17 protein-coding genes are annotated in these 15,952 nt (G+C 73.4%); 12 read left to right on the forward strand and 5 right to left on the reverse strand.

Annotated features, from left to right (window positions below; genetic code table 11):
* Window positions 1-27: 27 nt before the first annotated feature.
* From ABD268_RS19010 to ABD268_RS19050, 9 genes are all read left to right on the forward strand, one after another.
* Entirely contained in the window at window positions 28-1,065 is a 1,038-nt protein-coding gene (locus tag ABD268_RS19010; RefSeq protein WP_344156078.1) for an ABC transporter permease, read from the forward strand.
* Window positions 1,062-1,973 (forward strand): ABC transporter permease, encoded by a 912-nt coding sequence (locus ABD268_RS19015; protein ID WP_344156081.1) that lies wholly within the window; start codon window positions 1,062-1,064, stop codon window positions 1,971-1,973. Before ABD268_RS19010 ends, ABD268_RS19015 begins: the two co-directional genes overlap by 4 nt.
* Complete coding sequence (locus ABD268_RS19020) at window positions 1,973-2,944, forward strand: ABC transporter ATP-binding protein (protein WP_344156085.1); 972 nt, start codon at window positions 1,973-1,975, stop codon at window positions 2,942-2,944. Before ABD268_RS19015 ends, ABD268_RS19020 begins: the two co-directional genes overlap by 1 nt.
* Window positions 2,941-3,981: an ABC transporter ATP-binding protein gene (locus ABD268_RS19025; RefSeq protein ID WP_344156088.1), complete on the forward strand. Its 1,041-nt coding sequence runs from the start codon at window positions 2,941-2,943 to the stop codon at window positions 3,979-3,981. The genes ABD268_RS19020 and ABD268_RS19025 overlap by 4 nt, the downstream gene beginning before the upstream one ends.
* A complete protein-coding gene (locus ABD268_RS19030) occupies window positions 3,978-5,093 on the forward strand; it encodes an aromatic ring-hydroxylating oxygenase subunit alpha (RefSeq protein WP_344156090.1) in 1,116 nt (371 codons plus the stop codon). Before ABD268_RS19025 ends, ABD268_RS19030 begins: the two co-directional genes overlap by 4 nt.
* Window positions 5,086-6,261 carry an FAD-dependent oxidoreductase gene (locus tag ABD268_RS19035; RefSeq protein ID WP_344156092.1) on the forward strand — a complete coding sequence of 392 codons (1,176 nt, stop codon included), beginning with the start codon at window positions 5,086-5,088 and terminating at the stop codon, window positions 6,259-6,261. Before ABD268_RS19030 ends, ABD268_RS19035 begins: the two co-directional genes overlap by 8 nt.
* Before the next feature lie 148 nt (window positions 6,262-6,409).
* Window positions 6,410-6,628, forward strand: coding sequence for a hypothetical protein (locus ABD268_RS19040; RefSeq protein ID WP_344156094.1), 219 nt, complete (start codon window positions 6,410-6,412; stop codon window positions 6,626-6,628).
* A gap of 31 nt (window positions 6,629-6,659) precedes the next feature.
* Window positions 6,660-6,905 (forward strand): hypothetical protein, encoded by a 246-nt coding sequence (locus tag ABD268_RS19045; RefSeq protein ID WP_344156097.1) that lies wholly within the window; start codon window positions 6,660-6,662, stop codon window positions 6,903-6,905.
* A 55-nt stretch (window positions 6,906-6,960) separates the two neighbouring features.
* Window positions 6,961-7,617 carry an SDR family oxidoreductase gene (locus tag ABD268_RS19050; RefSeq protein ID WP_344156100.1) on the forward strand — a complete coding sequence of 219 codons (657 nt, stop codon included), beginning with the start codon at window positions 6,961-6,963 and terminating at the stop codon, window positions 7,615-7,617.
* Here ABD268_RS19050 and ABD268_RS19055 read toward each other — a convergent pair.
* Together ABD268_RS19055 and ABD268_RS19060 are read right to left on the reverse strand one after the other, a co-directional pair.
* The gene (locus ABD268_RS19055) at window positions 7,605-9,566 is read right to left on the reverse strand and encodes a CocE/NonD family hydrolase (RefSeq protein ID WP_344156103.1); all 1,962 of its coding nucleotides are present in this window, start codon (window positions 9,564-9,566) and stop codon (window positions 7,605-7,607) included. The two genes, ABD268_RS19050 and ABD268_RS19055, sit on opposite strands and share 13 nt — an antisense overlap.
* Entirely contained in the window at window positions 9,563-10,639 is a 1,077-nt protein-coding gene (locus tag ABD268_RS19060) for a P1 family peptidase (protein WP_344156106.1), read from the reverse strand. Before ABD268_RS19060 ends, ABD268_RS19055 begins: the two co-directional genes overlap by 4 nt.
* Window positions 10,640-10,687: 48 nt before the next feature.
* On the opposite strand from ABD268_RS19060, the gene ABD268_RS19065 reads away from it, so the two are divergent.
* Genes ABD268_RS19065 through ppk2 form a run of 3 tightly spaced genes read left to right on the forward strand, consistent with a single transcriptional unit; the run spans window position 10,688 to window position 13,058 of the window.
* The gene (locus tag ABD268_RS19065; RefSeq protein WP_344156109.1) at window positions 10,688-11,764 is read left to right on the forward strand and encodes a histone deacetylase family protein; all 1,077 of its coding nucleotides are present in this window, start codon (window positions 10,688-10,690) and stop codon (window positions 11,762-11,764) included.
* A gap of 41 nt (window positions 11,765-11,805) precedes the next feature.
* A complete protein-coding gene (locus ABD268_RS19070) occupies window positions 11,806-12,177 on the forward strand; it encodes a hypothetical protein (protein WP_344156112.1) in 372 nt (123 codons plus the stop codon).
* Window positions 12,178-12,227: 50 nt separating this feature from the next.
* Window positions 12,228-13,058 (forward strand): polyphosphate kinase 2, encoded by an 831-nt coding sequence (gene ppk2 / locus ABD268_RS19075; protein WP_344156115.1) that lies wholly within the window; start codon window positions 12,228-12,230, stop codon window positions 13,056-13,058.
* A 2-nt stretch (window positions 13,059-13,060) separates the two neighbouring features.
* Here the strand turns inward: ppk2 and ABD268_RS19080 are convergent, their stop codons facing one another.
* The 3 genes from ABD268_RS19080 to ABD268_RS19090 all read right to left on the reverse strand — a co-directional run bounded on the left by ABD268_RS19080 (window position 13,061) and on the right by ABD268_RS19090 (window position 15,862).
* Window positions 13,061-13,738 carry an endonuclease V gene (locus tag ABD268_RS19080; RefSeq protein WP_344156119.1) on the reverse strand — a complete coding sequence of 226 codons (678 nt, stop codon included), beginning with the start codon at window positions 13,736-13,738 and terminating at the stop codon, window positions 13,061-13,063.
* Between the two features lie 36 nt (window positions 13,739-13,774).
* Window positions 13,775-14,254, reverse strand: a complete 480-nt coding sequence (locus tag ABD268_RS19085; RefSeq protein WP_344156122.1) for a GNAT family N-acetyltransferase — start codon at window positions 14,252-14,254, stop codon at window positions 13,775-13,777.
* 228 nt (window positions 14,255-14,482) lie between these two features.
* Entirely contained in the window at window positions 14,483-15,862 is a 1,380-nt protein-coding gene (locus tag ABD268_RS19090) for an HNH endonuclease signature motif containing protein (RefSeq protein ID WP_344156125.1), read from the reverse strand.
* Between the last annotated feature and the right edge of the window lie 90 nt (window positions 15,863-15,952).

A 15,952-nucleotide genomic window follows, 5' to 3' on the forward strand; every position in this document is an offset into this window, starting at 1 on the left:
TCCGCTCGCTTTCCGCGGGGACCCCGAATGAGCCTCGCCACCGCGACCGAGAGCAGCGTTCTCCCGCAGCCGCGCGCGAGGCACCACGGGTACGGCAGGTATGTCCTGACGAAGGTCCTCGGTGCGGTGGGCAGCCTCGCCTTCATGCTGGTGCTCAACTTCTTCCTGTTCCGGGTGATCCCGGGCGACCCGGCGCGCACGCTGGGCCGCGGACGGTTCACGAACAAGGAGCAGATCGCGGAGTTCAACAAGACCTACGGTCTGGACGAGTCGCTGCCCCAGCAGTTCCTGACCTACCTGACGAACCTGGCGCACGGTGAGCTGGGCATCTCCCTGAAGTACCGCGCCCCCGTCTCGGAGCTGATCGTCGACCGGATGTGGCCGACCATCCTGCTGGTCGGCACCTCCACGGTCCTGGCCACGCTGATCGGCGTCTGGCTGGGCATCCGGGGGGCCTGGAAGCGGGGCGGCACCTTCGACAAGGCGTCCACCGGCACCTCGCTCACGCTCTACTCCATGCCCGAGTGGTGGCTCGGGCTGCTCCTGATCGCTGTCTTCGCGGTCGGCTGGGGCCCGATCCCCGGGATCTTCCCGACCGGCGGGCTGCACTCGGTCGACGCAGATCCCTCGTCGCTGTCGGGCGTGCTGGACACGGCCTGGCACCTCACACTGCCCGTCATCACCCTGACGCTGGCCTACCTCGCCGACTACTCGCTGATCATGCGCAGCTCGATGCTCGACGAGCTCGGCGAGGACTACCTGACCACCGCCAGGGCGAAGGGGCTCCGCGACATCGTCGTGCGCAACCGGCACGCCGTGCCCAACGCGCTGCTGCCGACCACGACGGTCATCGCCCTCAGCATGGGTTACATCGTGGCCGGGGCGATCACCGTCGAGACCGTCTTCTCGATCCCGGGTCTCGGCCTCCTCGGCGTCGACGCGCTCGAGGTCCCCGACCTCTGGCTGCTGCAGGGGGTCTTCCTGGTCGCGTCCGCGGGCGTCATCCTGGCGAACCTGGCCGCGAACCTGCTCTACGGGGTCCTCGACCCGCGGGTGCGGACATGAGCGCCAACGCGGGCCCGGTTCTCTCCGCACGCCAGCTGGCCCGGCGGCGGCGGCGAGCCAGCCTCGCCCGGGGCTGGGCACTCTTCCGCCGCAAGCGGTCCGGAGTGGCCGGGCTCGCGATCCTGGCGGTCTTCGTCGTCCTCGCGCTGGCCGCGCCGGTGCTGGCCTCGTCCGAGGGCCTCCAGGTGACCAAGGCGACCGGCGGCGTGCTGGAGCCGCCGTCCTCGGAATACTGGCTCGGCACCGACGACCAAGGCCGCTCGGTGCTGACCCTGCTGCTGTGGGGCGCCCGGATCTCGCTCCTCGTGGGGCTGGCCGCGACCCTGATCTCGATGGTGATCGGCACGCTGGTGGGGCTGACCTCGGGCTACTTCGGCGGCTTCGCCGGGGGAGCCCTGTTCCGGGTGACCGAGTGGTTCCTGGCGATCCCGTTCCTGCCGGCGGCCATCGTCCTCGCGACCGTGCTCGGCCGCTCGCTGTTCAACATCGTGCTGGTCATCGGGATCACCTCCTGGCCCAGCACGGCCCTGCTGATCCGCGCCCAGACCCTGTCGATCAAGGAGCGGCCCTACCTCGAGCGGGCCCGGGTCCTGGGTGCCGGTCGATGGCACCAGATGAGCCGGCACGTGCTGCCCAACGTGATGCCGATGGTCTTCGCCAACACCACGCTCACCGTGGCCATCGCGATCCTGACCGAGACCACGCTGAGCTTCCTCGGGCTCGGCGATCCCACCCGGGTGTCATGGGGCTCGATGCTCGACGACGCGTTCTCGGTCGGCGCCATCACCACCGGGGCGTGGTGGTTCATCGTGCCGCCGGGCGTGTGTGTCGTGCTGGTCGTGCTCTCCTTCACCCTGATCGGGCAGGCGCTCGAGGAGGTCCTCAACCCCCGGCTGAAGGGACGCTGATGACCGACCTGCTGAGCATGCGTGGAGTGTCGGTGACCTACCGGACCGAGACCGGTGACGTCCCGGCTGTCCGTGACGTCGACCTCGAGCTCGCCAGCGGCGAGATCGTCGGTCTCGCGGGGGAGTCGGGCTGCGGCAAGTCCACGCTGGCGAGCACGATCCTGCGCCTGCAGCCGCAGACCGCGACGGTCACCGGCGAGGTGCTCTTCGAGGGCCGCGACGTCCTCACCATGGGGTGGGGCGACCTGCGCGCCCTGCGCTGGGCCGGCGCGTCCATGGTCTTCCAGGGCGCGCTGCACTCGCTGAACCCGGTGCGCCGGGTCGGCGACCAGATCGCGGAGCCGATCCGGGTGCACACGCCCGAGGTGCCCGACGAGCAGGTGCGGGCGCGGGTGGGAGAGCTGCTCGAGCAGGTGGGCATGCCGGCCGTCCGGGCGCGCGCCTACCCCCACCAGCTCTCGGGTGGGCAGAAGCAGCGGGTGATGATCGCGATGGCGCTGGCCTGCCGGCCCCGACTGATCGTGGCCGACGAGCCGACCACAGCGCTGGACGTGATGGTGCAGGCCCAGGTGCTGGACGTGCTCTCCGCCCTCGTGCACGAGCTCGGCGTCGGCATGCTGATGATCAGCCACGACCTCTCCGTGCTCGCCGAACTGTGCGACCGGATCGTGGTGATGTACGGCGGCCGCGTCATCGAGACCGGCCCGTCGAAGATGGTCTTCGGCGAGGCCCTGCACCCGTACGCCGACGCCCTGTCCGCAGCGTTCCCCCGCGTGGGCGACCGGGCGGCCCGGTTCGCGCCCTCCGGGCTGCCGGGTGACCCACCCGACCCGGCGGCGCTCCCCCCGGGCTGCGCGTTCGCGCCCCGGTGTCCGCGCGCGATCGAGGACTGCACGCTGGCGGTGCCCGAGCTGCTCTCGTTCGGCGACGACCGGTCGGCCGCCTGCATCCGGTTGGCGGAGGTGTCATGACCGGTCCGCAGCTGGAGGCGCACGGCGTCAACGTCGAGTTCATCACCCGGGGCGGCCAGGTCGCCCGGGCGCTCGACGGCGTCGACCTGCGGGTCGGCGCCGGCGAGATCGTCGCGCTGGTGGGGGAGTCCGGCTCCGGCAAGACCACGGTGGCTCGCACCATGCTGGGCCTCGAGCGCCCGGCCTCCGGGCGGATCGTCTTCGACGGGGAGCCGCTGAGCTACTCCACCCGCGCGCTGCGCAGGCTGCGCCGCCGGGTCCAGATGGTGCTCCAGGACCCCGCGGGCGCGCTCAACCCGCGTCAGACGGTCTACGAGTCGGTGGCCGAGGGCCTGCGCCTGCACGGCATCGTGGCGAAGGACCCGGAGCGGCGCACCGAGGCCGAGCTGGTCGCCGCCGCGATGTCCTCGGCCGGGCTGCGGCCCCCGGAGGCGCTCTTCCTGCGCTACCCGCACGAGCTCTCGGGCGGCCAGCGCCAGCGGGTCCTGATCGCAGGTGCGCTGGCCCTCGGTCCCGAGCTGCTGGTCGCCGACGAGCCGGTCTCGAGCCTGGACGCCTCGATCCGCGGCGAGATCCTCGCCCTGCTGCTCCGGCTGCGCGAGGAGCTCGGGCTGGGCGTGCTCGTGGTCACCCACGACCTCGGCCTGGCGTGGAACATCGCGGACCGGATCGCGGTCATGTACCTCGGCCGGATCGTCGAGGCGGGCCCCACCGAAGAGGTCCTGCAGGCGCCGCAGCACCCCTACACGCAGGCGCTGCTCTCGGTCGTCCCGGAGATGGAGGAGCTGCGCCCGGTGGTGCTCACCGGCGAGATCCCGGACCCGACCAGGATCCCGGGCGGCTGTCGCTTCCACCCACGCTGCCCCGCGCTGCAGGACGGGACCGCCGCCGCCGAGGGCGTCGACGACCGCTGCCGCGAGCAGCCGCTGGAGATCCTTCCCGACGACACGGTCGGGCACCACGTCGCCTGCCACCTCGCGCGGCTGCGCAACTCCACCGGCCCCCGGACATCCCCGGAGAGTCGGAGCCTGGCGTGAGTCCGCTGCAGGCCGCGCTGCCCCGGGAGATGTACGTCGACCGGGACGCGTGGCTGCGCGAGCGCGACCGGGTGCTGTACGCCGAGTGGTTCTGCGTCGGACGCACCGGCGACCTCGGCCTGGCCGAGGGTGGCCGGGTCGCGGTCGTGGACGTGGCCGGCGAGTCCGTGCTGGTGACCCGGGACGACGACGGCGCGCTGCACGCGGCGTACAACGTCTGCCGGCACCGCGGCTCCCAGCTCTTCCCGACCCCGGCCGGCGCCGGGCCGACGTGCGCGGCGGTGGGCGCGCTTCGCTGCCCCTACCACTCCTGGACCTACTCGCTGGCCGGCGAGCTGCTCCGTTCCCCGCACACCGACGACATCGACCCGGCGGACTTCTCGCTGCACCCGGTCGGCGTGGAGGAGTGGGCGAGCTTCCTCTTCGTGCACCTCACGCCCTCGTCGGCGGCCCCGATCGGCGCCGTGCTGGAGCGGGCGGCGACCCACCTCGCCAACTACGCCATGGGCGCGCTGGTCACCGGACACACGCTGACCTACGAGGTGGCCGCGAACTACAAGGTGGTCGCCGAGAACTACAACGAGTGCTACCACTGCGGGCCGGTCCACCCCGAGCTCACCCGGCTGGTGCCGGCCTTCGGCGGCGGCGGTGCCGGGCTGGGCTGGGAGGACGGGATCCCGCACCGCGAGGGCGCGTGGACCTTCACGACGACCGGCACCACCACCCGGGCGCCGCTCCCGGGTCTGTCCGAGGCCGAGCGCAGCCGGCACAAGGGCGAGCTGGTGCACCCCAACCTGATGCTCTCCTGCTCCGCGGACCACGTGGCGGCGTTCGTGCTGCTGCCCCAGGACGTGGACCGCACCCGCATCGACTGCCACCTGCTCTTCGCGGCCGACGCGGTCGCCGACCCCGGGTTCGACCCCTCCGACGCCGCCGACCTGTGGGACCTGGTGAACCGGCAGGACTGGGCGATCTGCGAGTCCGTGCAGCGCGGGATGTCGTCGCGCAGCTACACGCACGGCTGGTTCGCGCCGATGGAGGACGACAGCGCGGACATCCGGCGGTGGCTGCTGCCGAGGCTGGCGCAGGATCCCGGGCCCACCGGTGGCTGAGTCCTGCGACTTCGTCGTCATCGGCCTCGGTGCGCTCGGCAGCGCCGCGGCCCACCAGCTGGCCCGGGGCGGCCACTCCGTCGTCGGGCTCGAGCGCTTCGAGCTGGGGCACCACCGCGGCGCCAGCCACGACACCAGCCGGATCCTGCGGCACAGCTACCACACGCCGGAGTACGTCCGGCTCACCCAGCAGGCGTACGACGACTGGGCGCGGCTGACCGCGGACAGTGCCGGTCTGGGCGGGGGTGAGGAGCTGGTCACCACCGTGGGCGGGCTCGACCTCTTCCCGCCGGACCCGGCGATCCCAATGGCCGACTACGTCGACAGCCTGACCGAGGTCGGCATCGACTTCGAGCTGCTCGGCGTGGACGGGGTCCACGAGCGCTGGCCGCAGTTCCGGCTCCCCGAGGGGACGTCCGGGCTGTTCCAGGAGGCGGCCGCGATCGTGCCGGCGGGCCGCGGCACCCGCCTGATGCAGCAGCTCGCGGTCCGGCACGGCGCGGTCCTGCGCGACCGGTCGCCGGTCACGGGCATCCGCGACCTCGGCCCCGCCGGCGTGGAGGTCGGGGCCGGCGGCACGGCGTACCGCTGCCGGGGCGTGGTCGTCTGCGCGGACGCCTGGACCAACGACGTGCTCGCCGGCCTGGGCCACCGGGTGCCGCTGACCGTGACCCTGGAGCAGGCGACGTACTTCGCCCCCGACCGGCCGGCGCTGTTCGAGCCCGGCCGACTGCCGCTGTGGATCTGGATGGACGAGCCGTCCTTCTACGGGTTCCCCTGCTACGGCGAGCCGACGGTCAAGGCCGCCCAGGACTGCGGCGGGCCGGTCGTCGACCCGGACCGGCGCACCGACGACGTCGACCCGCAGCTGCTCGCGCTGCTGGCCGACCACGTGGCCCGGGTGCTGCCCGGCGCGGGCCGGCCGGTGCGGTCGCTGCGCTGCCAGTACACGCTCACCCCCGACCGGGACTTCGTGATCGACCGGGTGCCGGGGCACGAGTCGGTGGTGGTCGGGCTGGGGGCGGCGCACGGGTTCAAGTTCGCGCCGACCTTCGGGCGGCTGCTCGCCGACCTGGCAACCGGCGAGCGGGACACCGTCTCGCCCACCTTCTCCCTCGACCGCCCGGCACTCACCGACCCCGACCACGCGCCACGCTGGCTGGTGTGACCGGAGCAGGCCCGCCGGCAGGAGGCCTGCGGGGCGGGGTCCACCGGGCGCTGGTCATCGGCACCCGGGGGCACGTCGTGGCGACGAATCACGTCCTGCGCGCGGTCCGGCGTCTCTGTGCTGAGGGCGGAGGAGCATACTGGAGGTGATGACATCCTCATACGGTCCACGGCGGCACCTCGCCAGCAGCCCCTTCAAGCCGGACCCCGAGCCGACGATCGAGCAGTTCGAGCTCGACGACCTGGTCTCGCACGACGCGTACGGGGTGGGTCGCGTGATCGGCAAGGAAGCCGACGCCGTGACGGTCGACTTCCGCACGCGGACGGTTCGCATCACGAGCCCGTTCCACAAGATGTCGAGGCTGTAGCCGGACATGGAGACGGTCCGGTGAACCAGCGATGAGCAAGATGGACGACCTGCGCGCCATGCGTGAGGCTCGCTACGCCGAATCCGCGGCACGCGCCGGCACGTCCCGCGCGACGTCGAAGAGGCCTGCGAAGCCCGCGCCCGAACCAGTCGTGGCCCAGCGTCCCGCGGCCGACCCGGAGCCTCCGGAGGCGTCGCTGTGCGGCCATCGGGCCATCAGCGGGCGCACCTGCACGCGCGAGAAGGGCCACGCCGCGAAGAGCCACCGCTACTCCTGAGCGGGCCACGCCGTCGCAACGCGCGCCCTGCCCGGGACGCCTCTAGGGTGGCCCCATGAGCAACCCCGTGATCGTCGTGGTGGGTGCAGGTCCCGGTGTGAGCGGCTCGGTGGCGCGCCGGTTCGCCCGTGAGGGGTACGACGTCGGGCTGCTCGGCATCGACCAGACCGAGCTCGACGGGCTCGCCGAGACCCTCCGCGACGGGGGCGTCGACGTCGACACGGCGGTCGTGGACATCACCGACGTGGAGGCGTGCACGGCGGCGATCGCCGAGCTGGGCGAGTACTTCGGCCGCATCGACGTGCTGCACTTCAACCCGAGCGCCTTCCGGCAGAAGGACCCGCTGCAGCTGACCGTCCGCGAGCTGCTGGAGGACGTCGCGCTGGGTGTGGGCGCGCTCCTCACCGCGGTCCAGGCGGCCCGGCCGTTCATGGGTGTCGGTGGCCGGGTGACGGTGACCGGCAGCATGGCGGCCGACAAGCCGTGGAACGAGGCGGCCTCGCTCGGCGTCCAGAAGGCCGGCGTCCGGAACCTGGTGCACAGCCTCGACACGACCCTGGAGCCGGACGGCATCCGCGCGGTCTCCGTGACCGTCCGCGGCACGCTCTCCCGCGAGGGCGCCTTCACCCCGGACCGGGTCGCCGAGGCGATCCACGCCGCGGCGGGCCAGGACGAGGCGGACTGGCGCACCGAGGTCCCCTACGCCGGCTGACGCCCTCCACCCCGGTGGGGCAGCCGCTCGTGCCAGGTGCGGTGCGAGACCGGCTCGTCGTCGAGCCGGGCCCAGGTCTCGATGGCGACGTCGACGCCGTCGCCGGTGATCGTCACGTCCATCACCGACCGGACGTGCACGGCGACACCGGGCCAGGCGAGCTCGAGGGTGGTCTGCGCGTGCGCGGTCTGGGCGAAGGTACGCCGGTCGACGCCGACCTCGCCGAAGTAGTCCTCCCGGGCGCGGCCGTCGTACGGCGTGTCGTACTCCGAGACCGCGTGCGTGCGGGCGTGGGTGGTGCGGCGCAGGACGTCGTCGCGGATCTCCCAGGTGACGCCCTCGGCGCTCTCCGCGGAGTGCTCGGCTCCGGGGGTGAACGTCGGCGCCGGGAAGTCACCGACGAGCAGCGGCAGCTCGAGCGAGCCGCGGTGGACGGTGAGCGCGACCGGCGCCGGGGGAGCGACGGTGTTGGGCCAGTCGGCCCCGGCGACGCTGACGCGCAGCCGGTTGCCCGGCGTCCACGAGTAGGCGCACGCATCGAGGTCGAGCGGCACGTCGTGCTCCTCGCCCGGGACGAGCGGTGCGGGTGTCCCGTGGACGCCGTCGCGGAACGCGAGGTCGAGGGTCCCGCGGGAGACCAGCGCGGACGTGCCGTCGGGGAAGACGTCGCAGAGCTTCACCGAGAGCGAGGCGGCGGGGGCGTCGGCGCTGACCCGGAGCGTCACCCGCGGATGGCCGACGACCGGGTCGCGCGGAGGGTCGAGGTCCCATGTCAGGGACCGGGCGTCGTCGAGACGCTGGTCGGTCGACAGGCCCCACGGCAGGTGGCCGGCGCAGTCGATCCACGCCGCGGTGCCGAGGTCGGGCACGACGGCCAGCGACTGCTGGCCCTCCAGGCCCAGCGTCCGGGTCGTGGTGGGCGGCACCGAGGGCAGCCGCAGCCACCGGCCCTCGTGCAGGTCGAGGTCCGGCTCGGGGCGGGTCGAGGAGCGGACGAACACGTCGCAGTGGGAGGTCTCGACAGGCTCGACCACCGAGGACCGCTCGACAGGCTCGCGCAGCCACCGGTCGAACCACGCCGCCATCTCGGTGTCGAAGTCGATCCGGGGGCCCGGCATGGCGTGCGTCGGGTCGGCGTGCGCCCAGGGCCCGGCGAGCAACCGGTGCGGCACGCCGTTCGCGGCGAGCGCGGCCACGGTCCGGAACGAGTTGTTGCGGTAGCCGTCGGCCCAGCCGGCCACCAGCATCGTCGGGCAGGCGATCCGCTCGTAGCCGGCGCCGTCGGCGCCGAGCCGCACCGACCCGCGGCGCCAGTAGTCGCCGTGCACGCTCTCGCGCAGCCAGGTCAGCACCCACGGCTCGTTCGTCGCGAGCCGTCGCAGCCACTCGTCCTGCCAGCCCTCGCCCCAGACGGCCGGCACGGGAGGCAGCACGCACATCGGCGTCATGTAGTGGCAGTAGTCGACGAGGTCGACCAGCCGCAGCGCGCCACCGCGCCAGTGCACGTCGTCGGTCCAGCGGTCGTCGGTGGCGTAGATCGCGCAGATCGCCTTCAACGCCGGCGGCCGCTCGCAGGCGATCTGCAGCGAGTTGAAGCCCGAGTACGACGTGCCGAACATGCCGACACCTCCGTCGCACCAGTCCTGGGCGGCCAGCCAGGCGATCACCTCGACCAGGTCCCGCTGCTCCTCGGCGGGGTACTCGTCGGTGGCGTCGCCCGACGACGACCCGGTGCCGCGCAGGTCGAGCCGGCACACGGCGTACCCGTGGGCGTCGCGCAGCGCCTCGTAGCCGGCGGCGTACGACGAGGTCAGGTCGTCCTTGCGGTAGGGCAGCGCCTCGAGCAGGCACGGCTGCGGCCCGCTCGCCGGGTCGGGGAGGAACAGGGTCGCGGCCAGCTCGACCCCGTCGCTCATCGGGACCAGCACCTCGCGCCGCGTGCCGGTCATCGGCGCACGCCGTCCAGCAGGGCGAGCACCTCCGGCGAGTGCAGCGACTCGCTGGAGTGGCCGTCCCGGCCGACCGTGGTCGGGGCGGTGAGCATGGAGTTGAGCACGGCCTCCTCGGCGGCCTCCACCACGGCGCTGAACAGCGGGTCCAGGGCGCGGCCGGAGACCAGCGGAGTCCCGTCCGGGCGGCCGTCGCGGTCGAGCCGCCTCCCGGTCCCGAAGCCGAGGAAGATCTCGCCGCTGCCGTGGTGGGCCACCGAGCCGGTGCGGGCCAGGCCGAGGCCGATCCGCCGGGCCAGCCGGGCGCAGGACGCGCCGTCGACGGGCGCGTCGGTGACGACCAGGCCCAGGCAGGACCCGGCCGGCTTCGTCGGGGCGGACGGTGCCGGGGGCAGCAGCCGGCCGACGGGGACGCCGGCGACCACCAGCTGCTCGCGCACGCCGTAGTTGGTGAGCAGCAGCACCCCGACCGTGTGCCCCTCGGCGGTGACCCGGGACGCCGTACCGATGCCGCCCTTGAAGCCCAGGCAGGACATGCCGGTGCCGGCGCCGACCGCGCCCTCGTCGGGAGGTACGCCGGAGCCGCGGCTGACCAGCGCCGCCCGCCGGGCCACCCGCACGTCCTCGGCGGTGACCTGCATCCGGCGGCAGTCGTTGAGGTGGGAGTCGTCGCACTCGCCGACGATCGGGATCACCACGTCGTCGGCGACCTCGGGGTGCTCCTCGAGCTCGATCTCGCAGGCCGCGTCGTAGACCCGGCCCAGCTGCATCGTGGACGTCAGGTGGACCGGGGTCTCGGCCGAGCCCCACTCGGCCGCGGTGAGGAAGCCGGTGCACTCGCCGGCGCCGTTGAGCACGGCCCCGCCGGCCGGCACCGGCCGGTGGTAGGCGTCCTCGGCGAGCACCACGGTGGTCACGCCCGTGCGGGCCAGCCCACGACCCTGCGGCGGGGGCGGCTCGTCACGGTGGACCGTGGCGTGGCCGACACCGACGCCGGCGACGTCGAGGACCGAGTTGGTCGGCCCGGTCGGCAGCGTCCCGATGCGGAGGCCGAGGTCTCTGGCGCGCGGCATGCCCTCATCCTGCCCCGGCCGCGGCTGCGGTGGTGGGATGCTGACGCGGTGACGACCTCCTCCACACCGGGTCGGGTCCCGGTGGTCTGGTCCCCGGACACCCGCCTGCACGAGCCGCGGCACGAGATCTGGGTGGGCGCCGCGACCCCGGCCGTGGAGGTCCCCGCGCGGGTCGACGCCATCCTCGCTGCGCTCGAGGGGCACCCGCGGCACGAGGCGACCCGACACGACGACGCGGTGCTGTCCGCGGTGCACGACGAGGGGCTCCTGGACTTCCTGGCAACCGCCGCCGAGGCGTGGGCGGCGGGTCCGTACGCCGAGCTGGTCGGCCAGGACCGGGTGGTGCCGTACTTCTTCCCGACCCCGGCCATGACGCAGGGGATGACGCCGACGCCGGCGGTCGCGCTGCACGCGCAGACCGGCCGCTGGTGCTACGACACGATGACACTGGTCGGCCCGGGGACCTGGCCCGCGGCGCGGTCGGCGATCGACGTGGCGCTGTCCGCGGCGGACCTGGTCGCGGCGGGGGAGCGGACGGCGTACGCGCTGTGCCGGCCGCCGGGACACCACGCGACCCGGGCGGGGTACGGCGGCTCCTGCTACCTCAACAACGCCGCGGTGGCGGCCGAGGCGCTGCGCCGGTCCGGGCACGAGCGGGTCGCGGTCGTCGACGTGGACGCCCACCACGGCAACGGCACCCAGGCGATCTTCTGGGACCGTGCCGACGTGCTCTACGGGTCGGTGCACGTCGACCCGGGCGCCGGGTGGTTCCCGCACCTGTTCGGGCACGCGACGGAGACCGGCACCGGCGAGGGTGCCGGCACGACGCGCAACCTGCCGCTCCCGGAGGGCACGCGCGACGCCCGCTGGGTGGAGGCGGTCGGCGAGCTGGCCGACTGGGCCGGCTCCGCCGGGTGCTCCGCCCTCGTGGTCTCGCTCGGCGTCGACGCCGCCGCGGATGACCCGGAGAGCCCGCTGCTCGTGACGGCCGACGGGTACCGGGGCGCCGGCCGGGCGCTCGGCGCGCTCGGGCTGCCGGCCGTGCTCGTCCAGGAGGGCGGCTACCACCTGCCCAGCCTCGGCGGCCTGGTGGCGGCGTACGTCGAAGGGCACGCGACCTCCTAGATCGGTCGAACACGTGTTCGATCCTGTCGTACGATGGGTCCATGCCCACGTACGTCGCCCCGCCCGGCTGGCCGGCCCCGGTCCGGCCGCCCGACGCCCCGGACTGGGAGCGGACGGCCCAGAGCTGGTTGCTCGACATCTGCCCGCCGGAGTACCGCTCCTATCCGGCGCTGCGCCGCCACCTGGTGGTGCTGGCCCGCTTCGCGGTGCTGCATGTCGAGGCCAGCCAGGTCGCCGTGCGCCGCGGGCTCTCGGAGGCGCGGGCCGACCTGCGCGACGTGGCCGCCCTGGAGGTCGTGGACGCGGCCGTGCAGACCTGGCTGGCCGAGGAGGCCCGGCTCTCCGGGCTGCGTCGCGCGGCCGGTCTCGTGGAGGAGGCGCTGCGGGGGCGGCGGTTCGTCGCCCGGCTCTGAGCCGCTCGCCGGAGCCGCTCCACGGCGCCGCTGGGCGGTTAGGCTGGAGCATGGGGAAGAACCGTGGCGAGGGCGGTGACAAGGCCGAGCAGAACGTGCCCACGGCGGCCTACGAGGCCGAGTTGTTCCGGCTGCAGGCCGAGCTGGTCAAGGTGCAGGAGTGGGTGCGCGCCGAGAAGCAGCGCATCGTGGTGATCTTCGAGGGGCGCGACGCTGCCGGCAAGGGCGGCACGATCACGCGGATCACCCAGTACCTCAGCCCGCGGGTGGCGCGGATCGTCGCGCTGCCGGCGCCGACCGAGCGCGAGCGGAGCCAGTGGTACTTCCAGCGCTACATCGAGCAGCTGCCCAGCGCCGGCGAGATCGTGCTCCTGGACCGGTCCTGGTACAACCGCGCCGGGGTCGAGTGGGTGATGGACTTCTGCACCCCGGCGGAGTACCGCCGCTTCCTGCACCAGTGCCCGATCTTCGAGCGGCTGCTCGTCGAGGACGGCATCCTGCTGCGCAAGTACTGGTTCTCCGTCAGCGACCGGGAGCAGCAGAAGCGCTTCAAGTCCCGCCTCGAGGACCCGATGCGCCAGTGGAAGCTGTCCACGATGGACCTCGAGTCGATCAGCCGCTGGGAGGACTACTCGCGCGCCAAGGACGAGATGATGGTGCACACCGACATCCCCGAGGCGCCGTGGTACGTCGTGGAGAGCGACGTGAAGAAGCGGGCCCGGCTCAACACGATGGCGCACCTGCTCTCGACGCTCGAGTACACCGACGTGGCGAAGCCGGTCCTCGAGCTGCCGCCCCGGCCGAAGCCGAAGGGCTACGAGCGCCCGCCGCGCGAGCACACGACGTACGTCCCCGACCACTGCGCCAGCCTCGGCTGGTGACGTCAGCGCACGTCGGCGCGTGAGCGGGCCTCCCGGGCCGCTTGGCGGGCCCGGCGCAGCGGCTCGGGGGTACGCCGGCGCGCCGCGCCGCTGACCAGCGCGACGGCGGTGTGGAGGTCCACCCGCCAGCCGGGATGCACCACCAGCGGGCGTACCCCGGGCCGGGTGCGCAGCCAGCACGCGACGACCTCGTCGCCGAGGCGCAGCGGGCTGGTGGCGCCGCGTCGGTCGGCCGGCCACGGGCCCTCGGCGCGCAGCGGGCGGTGCGTCACGCCCACCGTGGGCATCGCGAGCTCCGCGCCCAGGTGCAGCGCCAGCCCGGCCCGGTGGGGATGGTCGCGCCCGGTCGCGTCGACGAGCAGCACGTCCGGACGCCCCGCCAGGGCGCGCACCGCCTGCTCCATGAGCGCTCCGAGCCTCAGCGCCAGCAGCCCCGGCACGTACGCCGCCCCCGCGGCTCCGCGGATCACGTGCTGCTCCAGCACCCGGCCCTCGCGCATCGCCACGGACGCGGTCCAGGCGGGGTCCCCGGCACTGCCGGGGCCGGCCTGGCCGCGCGCGAAGCACACCCAGCATCCGCCGGTGCGGAGGCCTTCATCCGGCGGCGTCCAGGGCTCGGCCGGAGTCGCCGCCAGCTCCCGCTGCCGAGCGACCAGCGACTCCTCGTCCGTGGGCCACATGCCTCCATCGTGACCCGGGGCTGCTCGGTGGCAGGGCTATGAGTGCGCGGACAGGTGGAGCTCGTACTCGGCGAGGACCGGATGCGGCGCGAACGGTGATCGCGACGTGCGGCCGTTCGGCCGCCAGCCCTGCTTCTCCCAGAACCGGCGGGCACGGTGGTTCTCGTCGAAGACGCGCAGCCAGATCCGGTCCAGCTCGTGCGGGTAGGTGGCGACCAGGGCGTCGTGGAGAACACCTGCCAGTCCGCTGCCCCACGTGCCGACGGCCGTGCCGAAGTGCAGGAGCTCATCGCCTCGCCGGGCGGCGAATCCTGTGATGCGCTCGTCCTGATCGGTCGAGACGTAGACGGCGACACCAGGGTCGTGCAGCTCGGCACGCCATCGCCCCAGGATTGCGGCCCGTGGGAACGGGTGAGTCGCCTGCGGGAACACGTGGGCCAGCGCCACCACCGACGCCTCTCCCTGCACGTCGACCAGCTCGTCCAGGTCGGCATCGGTCGCTGGTCGGACGTGCATGCCTCGATCATGTCCTGCGGAGGGCGTGCGGTGCGCCGACCCGCGGTGACCCGAACGGAGGCAGTTGGACCCGGCCTGCTGGGCGTCAGGCGGGGATCGGCTCGGCCGTGGGCTGAACTGCCCGGCGTCCGTGCACGGCCAGCCGGACGGTGGGCGTCGCACCAGGGCGTGCTGGCAGGCTCCAGCGCCCGGTGTCCGGGTGGTGGAGCCTGCTGACTCGGTGGGTGCTCAGTTGGTGGGGAGCTCGAGGGTGCCGAGTGGGGTGACCAGGTAGGAGCGGCCGTGGGGGCCGTGCCATTCGTAGGTGCCGTCGGGTCTGCGTCGGTAGCGCCAGCGTCCGCTGGTCTTGCAGCGGTGGTGTCGTCTGCAGAGGCAGGCGAGGTTGTGTGGGTTGGTCTGGCCGGGTGGGCCGCCCTCGTCCATCGGGAAGTAGGGGTCGATGTGGTCCAGGTCGGTGGCGCGGGCGTCGACGTTGCACCAGGGGAAGACGCAGTGGCCGTCGCGGAGAATCACGATCTCGCGGATCTCCTCGGACGGGTCGTGCCCGTCCACCGCGGGACACCGGTTCAGGTCGAGGACCGGCCGGATGACCACGTCGGATCTGCCGACCCAGTCGCGGAGCTTCTCGAGGGTGGCCGGGCCGAGCTTCTCCACCTGACCGACCGCGGTGTTGTCTTCGAGAGTGCTGTTGAGGTGGAGGAGGTCGGTGAGCGAGGCGTGCGCGTAGAGCACGGTCCGCGGCCGCCGGCTGGGCGTGCTGGTCTCGACAGGCTCGACCACCGGGTCGTCGTCGCCGTCGCCGATCAGGGCGGTGAGGTCGAGGGTGGCCTGCTGGGAGGCGATGGCGCCCAGCGCCTTGGCCTTGCGGACCTCCAGCTCGTCGGTGTCGCCGAGGGCCTTGAGCGCGGCGGCCTGTTCGCAGACCAGGTCGTGGAACGCGGTCAGGTCGAGGGTGTCGCCGGCCACGTCGAGGTAGCTGGTGCCGTCGGCGTCGCCGGGGGCGGGGTGGCGCAGGGTGACGTGCCAGCCCTTCTTGCCGGTCTTCTCGCGCTGCTCGAGGAGCTCGGGGTGGTACTTGGCGATCGCCATCGCGACCGCGGTCTGGATCGCGGCGAACCCGCAGGAGGCCAGCTTCGGGGCGAGCCGGGCGTCGACGTAGCCGGCGGCCTCGCGGGACAGCGGGTGGGTGGCCTGGGCGACGTGTCGGGCCTTCCACGGGTCCACGGTCAGGTCTTCGACGAGCCGCCAGATCCGGGGGAGCCGGTGCTGGAGGTCGAGGGCGTCGGCGATCAGCTTCATCCCGGACATCGTGGACACCCCGAGGGCGGCGGCGACCGGCTCGGGTGCGAACGCGGACACCGCCGGGGTGCCCTCCCCGCCCAGCGACTCGTCGACGTTCAGGACCCCGGGCAGCGAGTCGCCGGCCCAGGTCGCCACCCCGGTGTCGACGGTGGCGGGGTGCCGCACGCACCACTGCGCGGCCAGCCGGAGCTTGCTCCGCTCCGCGACCCGGGCGGCGATCTTGGCGTCGTCGAGCAGCGCGAGGAGCCAGTCGGCGTCGAGGTCCTCGACCACCACCGGCTGTCCCATCGCGTCCACCTCGAGCATGGATCAATCCAAGCATCGGGCACCGACAGTCCGGCCCCGGAAACCGCGTGGTTGAGCGGGTCTGGGGAAAGCGGAAAGTAAACTTCTCGA

This window comes from Nocardioides koreensis (genome assembly GCF_039531775.1).
In the GTDB taxonomy this organism is placed as follows: Bacteria; Actinomycetota; Actinomycetes; order Propionibacteriales; family Nocardioidaceae; genus Nocardioides; species Nocardioides koreensis.

What these genes read in the sequence shown, in the direction of transcription:
- ABD268_RS19020 (WP_344156085.1), top strand. Translation starts at nt 1,973, where the DNA reads ATGACCGACCTGCTGAGCATGCGTGGAGTGTCGGTGACCTACCGGACC.
- ABD268_RS19055 (WP_344156103.1), bottom strand. Translation starts at nt 9,566, where the DNA reads ATGACCGGCACGCGGCGCGAGGTGCTGGTCCCGATGAGCGACGGGGTC.
- ABD268_RS19080 (WP_344156119.1), bottom strand. Translation starts at nt 13,738, where the DNA reads ATGTGGCCCACGGACGAGGAGTCGCTGGTCGCTCGGCAGCGGGAGCTG.
- ABD268_RS19085 (WP_344156122.1), bottom strand. Translation starts at nt 14,254, where the DNA reads ATGCACGTCCGACCAGCGACCGATGCCGACCTGGACGAGCTGGTCGAC.
- ppk2 (WP_344156115.1), top strand. Translation starts at nt 12,228, where the DNA reads ATGGGGAAGAACCGTGGCGAGGGCGGTGACAAGGCCGAGCAGAACGTG.
- ABD268_RS19050 (WP_344156100.1), top strand. Translation starts at nt 6,961, where the DNA reads ATGAGCAACCCCGTGATCGTCGTGGTGGGTGCAGGTCCCGGTGTGAGC.
- ABD268_RS19010 (WP_344156078.1), top strand. Translation starts at nt 28, where the DNA reads ATGAGCCTCGCCACCGCGACCGAGAGCAGCGTTCTCCCGCAGCCGCGC.
- ABD268_RS19040 (WP_344156094.1), top strand. Translation starts at nt 6,410, where the DNA reads ATGACATCCTCATACGGTCCACGGCGGCACCTCGCCAGCAGCCCCTTC.
- ABD268_RS19090 (WP_344156125.1), bottom strand. Translation starts at nt 15,862, where the DNA reads ATGCTCGAGGTGGACGCGATGGGACAGCCGGTGGTGGTCGAGGACCTC.
- ABD268_RS19015 (WP_344156081.1), top strand. Translation starts at nt 1,062, where the DNA reads ATGAGCGCCAACGCGGGCCCGGTTCTCTCCGCACGCCAGCTGGCCCGG.
- ABD268_RS19070 (WP_344156112.1), top strand. Translation starts at nt 11,806, where the DNA reads ATGCCCACGTACGTCGCCCCGCCCGGCTGGCCGGCCCCGGTCCGGCCG.
- ABD268_RS19025 (WP_344156088.1), top strand. Translation starts at nt 2,941, where the DNA reads ATGACCGGTCCGCAGCTGGAGGCGCACGGCGTCAACGTCGAGTTCATC.
- ABD268_RS19060 (WP_344156106.1), bottom strand. Translation starts at nt 10,639, where the DNA reads ATGCCGCGCGCCAGAGACCTCGGCCTCCGCATCGGGACGCTGCCGACC.
- ABD268_RS19045 (WP_344156097.1), top strand. Translation starts at nt 6,660, where the DNA reads ATGAGCAAGATGGACGACCTGCGCGCCATGCGTGAGGCTCGCTACGCC.